This is a genomic window from Streptomyces sp. NPDC007971 (assembly GCF_042958635.1).
GTDB lineage: Bacteria > Actinomycetota > Actinomycetes > Streptomycetales > Streptomycetaceae > Streptomyces.
Map to the genome: position 1 here is coordinate 1 of NZ_JBIBJK010000084.1, position 1,834 is coordinate 1,834.

1 protein-coding gene is annotated in these 1,834 nt (G+C 69.3%); it reads left to right on the plus strand.

The genetic code is table 11. From position 1 onward, the window contains the following. Positions 1-1,834: acyltransferase domain-containing protein (locus tag ACFZCP_RS45870; RefSeq protein WP_391443256.1), on the plus strand; the 1,834-nt coding region annotated here is incomplete at both ends.

Below are 1,834 nucleotides of genomic sequence, written 5' to 3' on the forward strand. Positions count from 1 at the left end.
TCGGTGAGTTGGCGGCGGCGTATGTGGCGGGGGTGTGGTCGCTGGAGGATGCGTGTGCGGTGGTGGCGGCTCGTGGGCGTCTGATGCAGGGGCTTGCTGCTGGTGGTGCGATGGTGGCGGTCGAGGCGGCTGAGGCGGAGGTCGTTGAGGCGATTGCGGGTCGTGTGGGTGTCGGTGTTGCCGCGGTCAACGGGCCGAAGGCTGTGGTGATTTCCGGTGTGGAGGGTGAGGTTCTGGCGGTTGCGGAGGGGTTGGCGCGGGCGGGTGCGCGGACGCGTCGTTTGACGGTGTCGCATGCGTTTCATTCGCCGTTGATGGAGCCGATGTTGGAGGAGTTCGCCGAAGTGGTGGGGGCCGTCAGCTATCGGGCTCCGAAGCTGACGATGGTGTCGGCACTGTCCGGTGGTGTGGTGTCTGATGAGGTGACCGATCCGGCGTACTGGGTGAGGCATGTTCGTGAGGCCGTCCGTTTCTCGGATGCGGTGGGTGCTTTGCGTGGTGCCGGGGTGCAGACGTTCATCGAGATCGGTCCCGATGGTGTGCTGTCGGGTATGGGTCCGCAGACCCGTGTGGAGAGTGCCGGTGAGGCGGCTGTGGCTGCCGAGGTGTGGCTGCCGCTGCTGCGTCGCGGCCGTGACGAGCCCCGGGCGCTGCTGACCGCGCTCGCGAAGGCGTTCGTCCGGGGCGTGGCCGTCGGTTGGGACAAGGTGTACGCGGGGACGGGTGCGCGGAGGGTGGACCTGCCGACGTATGCCTTCCAGCGGCAGCGGTACTGGCTGCCGACCGGTTCTGCTGGCGTGGACGCGGCAGGGCTGGGGCAGTCCCCCGCCCGGCATCCATTGCTCGGGGCCGCGGTGAGCCTGCCGGCGAGTGGCGGTCTGATGCTCACCGGGCGGTTGTCGTTGGCCGGGCAGCCTTGGCTGGCCGATCACGTGGTGGCCGGGCGGGTCGTCGTACCGGGGACCGCCATGATCGAGATGGCCGTGCGTGCCGGTGACGAAGCCGGGTGCGGGCAGGTCGAGGAACTGCTCGTTGAGAAGCCGCTCGTCCTGTCGGCTCAGGGCGGCGTGCGGGTGCAGGTCATGGTGGACGGGGCGGACGAGTCGGGTCGCCGAGCGGTGGCCGTCTACGCCCAGGCCGAGGATGCTGCGCCCGAGGGGGAATGGACGCGGCACGCGGCTGGTGTCCTCGTTCCGGCTGACTCTGCTGTCGACGCTGGTGCCGACGTGGGCCTCACGCAGTGGCCGCCGGCCGGTGCCGTCGCCGTGGACCTGTCCGGGTTCTACCCGGCGTTGGCCGAGAGCGGCCTTGTCTATGGTCCGGTGTTCCAGGGGATACGGGCGGCGTGGCGGCGTGGGGAGGAACTGTTCGCGGAGGTGGCGCTGCCGGAGGGTGTGAGCGCGGCCGACTTCGGGGTGCATCCGGCTCTGCTGGACGCCGCTCTGCACGTGATCGTGGGGACCGGTGAGCGCCAGAACAAGCCTGAAGTGCCCTTTGCCTGGGGCGATGTGGTGGTGCATGCGTCGGGTGCGGTGGCGGCGCGGGTGCGGGTGGCTCCGTCGTGGTCGGGTGAGGGTGTGTCGGTGACGCTGGCCGACGGTACGGGCGAACTGATCGCGTCGGTGGGTTCGTTGGTTCTGCGGGCTTTTGAGGGTGTGGGTTCGGGGTCGGTTGGTGATGGGTTGTTCGGGGTGGAGTGGGTGTCTGCGCCGGCGGAGGGTGCGGCTGTGGGTGTGGGATCTGGTGGGGAGTGTGGTGGGTGGGTGGTGGTGGGTGAGGTGGGTGGTTTGGATTTGCCGGGGGTGGTGTCGTTTGCGGATTTGGGTGGGTTGGT